The sequence below is a fragment of the Okeania sp. SIO2F4 genome (assembly GCF_010672385.1).
Taxonomy (GTDB): Bacteria; Cyanobacteriota; Cyanobacteriia; order Cyanobacteriales; family Microcoleaceae; genus Trichodesmium.
This window is the reverse complement of record NZ_JAAHGT010001121.1, coordinates 1-2793: the sequence shown is the minus strand read 5'-3', so window position 1 is coordinate 2793 and position 2793 is coordinate 1. Positions and strand designations below refer to the sequence as shown.

At 33.6% G+C, this 2793-nt stretch carries 2 protein-coding genes; both read left to right on the top strand.

Going from position 1 to position 2793, the window contains the following annotated elements; translation table 11 throughout:
* The first annotated feature begins 496 nt into the window (after positions 1-496).
* The gene (speB, locus tag F6K22_RS37825; protein ID WP_293109965.1) at positions 497-1408 is read left to right on the top strand and encodes an agmatinase; all 912 of its coding nucleotides are present in this window, start codon (positions 497-499) and stop codon (positions 1406-1408) included.
* A gap of 501 nt (positions 1409-1909) precedes the next feature.
* Positions 1910-2446 (top strand): thioredoxin family protein, encoded by a 537-nt coding sequence (locus F6K22_RS37820; RefSeq protein WP_375340233.1) that lies wholly within the window; start codon positions 1910-1912, stop codon positions 2444-2446.
* The last annotated feature ends 347 nt before the right edge of the window (positions 2447-2793 follow it).

Here is a 2793-nt window from a genome sequence, read left to right as displayed (position 1 = left end):
AAGTAGAATTTATTATTTAGGGAATAGGGAGTAGGGAGCAGGGAGTAGGGAATAGGGATTAGGGAAAAAGAAATTGGAACTATAATAAATTACTTGTTCACATCAGGCAAGTAGAATTTATTATTTAGGGAGTAGGGAGTAGGGAATAGGGATTAGGGAAAAAGAAATTGGAACTATAATAAATTACTTGTTCACATCAGGCAAGTAGAATTTATTATTTAGGGAATAGGGAGTAGGGAATAGGGATTAGGGAAAAAGAAATTGGAACTATAATAAATTACTTGTTCACATCAGGCAAGTAGAATTTATTATTTAGGGAATAGGGAGTAGGGAGCAGGGAGTAGGGAATAGGGATTAGGGAAAAAGAAATTGGAACTATAATAAATTACTTGTTCACATCAGGCAAGTAGAATTTATTATTTATAGTAATCAGATAAGTTTGATCAGTTTTTAGCTCCTTTTAGTCTGCTCCTAGAAAATTAATACAGTTAAAAAAATGTCAGCAGTTTACCCTACAGCACTTCTACCATTTATTGGTTCAGAAATTGAGCCAGATTACACTACTGCTAAAGTAGTAATTGTACCAATTCCTTATGAGGCAACTACTACTTATAGAAGAGGTTGTGTTAATGGTCCGGCAGTATTATTAGATGCGTCTCAACAGTTAGAATGTTATGACGAAGAATTAGATAAGGAAACAGGTTTGGAAGTTGGTATCTATACTCACGAAGCTATAGCAGATACTCGTAATGGCAAAAAAATATCCCCATTAGATATGCTAAAAGTTACTCAAGAAACAGTAGAAAAATTAGTGAGTGATGGAAAGTTTGTGATTGGTATAGGTGGAGAACATAGCATTACAAATGGAATAGTAAAAGCTTATAAAAAATTATATTTTGATGAACCTTTTACTGTGATTCAAATAGATGCTCATGGGGATTTGCGATATGAATATGAAGGTTCAATATATAACCATGCCTGTGTAATGCGACGAATATTTGAGATGGGGTTACCAACAGTACAAATAGGTATTCGGGCAATTTGCAAAGAAGAAGCAGATTTAATCAAGGAGAAAAATTTAATCGTTTTTAGAGCAAGAGAAATAGCTATTCAGTCAGATTGGATGGAAAGAGCAATAGCTAGTATTCAGACGAAACGTGTGTTTTTAACAATAGATTTAGATGGAATTGACCCAACATTAATTCCCGGAGTTGGTACACCAGAACCAGGAGGATTAAATTGGTATTCTTTAACTACATTTTTACGAAGAATATTTGAATTACATGAAGTAGTAGGTTGTGACATTATGGAGTTAGCTCCAATTACTGATTCGGTAGTATCTGAGTTTACGGCAGCGAAATTAGTCTATAAACTTATTGGTTATCAAGCATTAGCTCAAGACTGGTAGAAAGATGTTCATTAATGGATAATTACCTCTTTAACAATTGATAATGAACAATGGATAATGGATAATTAATAATTGATAATTATTGAGAGTTGAAAATTTTTGTACTATTGAAACACTTTCACCTTTTTTAGATATAAAAGAAATAGTTTACTTTTTGTCCAAAGTTTAGCAAACTAATCCATTATCAATGAAAAAGGAGAGGCTTTAAACCTAGATTCGATTAATTATCAATTATCCATTGGTAAGCATTTCCTGCGTAATACTGGGAAACAGCTATTAGCAATTAGTATCTCAGCAATAAAAATATATAGAATGGGAGCGACTATACCCTTTAGCTAAGATTTTTAATTATCATTGATTCAGACTTTATCTGGCTATCAGCTAATGACTGATAAATGATAGCTTAATGCTTACCAAAAATGAGATATTATATATAGAAAAATATTTTGTTTTAAGTAAGGCAACTTTTTGATAGGGAATAGACATATGAGTTTAACTGAAATGAATGGCACTGCAATTGATAATTATGCTCCAGATTTTGAATTGCCAGGAATAGATGATGAGGTTCATCATTTAGCTAGATATTTAGAACATTTTCAAGTAGTTTGTGTGATATTTTTGAGTAATCAATGCCTAGAAGTAAATTCATCCATTGAACGAATTAAACAACTACAAAAAGATTTTCAAGACCAAGGAGTAATCATAATTGGAATGAATTCTAATGATGCGATAATTTCTCCAGCAGATAGCTTTGAAAAAATGAAAGAATTTGCAACTAATAATGAACTTAATTTTCCCTATATTCGGGATGTGACGCAAGATGTGGCAATCAGCTTTGGGGCTGAGAAAACACCCCAGGCTTTTTTATTGGATCGAGAAGGTAAATTACGATATCGTGGCCTAATAGATGATAATGTTACTCAGCCAGAAGCAGTAAAAGTTGTTTATTTACGTCAGGCGATCGCCCAAATTTTGGAAGGTAAAATAGTAATTCCATCTACTACAGAAGCTATTGGTTGCTCAATTATATGGCGCTAGAAATTATGACTCAAAAGTTATATGGTTGGATTTAATAAACAAAATAAAGCGTCGATCGCTCTTTCTCAGGTACAGTTGTTTTTCTTCTTTTATGTTCTCTGTTAAAGTGTTCCCTAAAACCTATAATTTTTTACCAAAAAATGAGGTTCAAAGCCTCCCCTTTTAAGGGGATGAAAAAGCGGTCGTTTAGCTAGCGCACAACTTCGTTAACGCTTCGCGACATGAAAAGCGGAGCTTTCCGTAAGGATGGGATGGCGAGGTTTCCCGCTCTTACAGAGTCGCTCCGAAGTTCGCCATATCCAATCGACCGAAAATATTCACTATACATATTTCAAGCTGAAGGTATA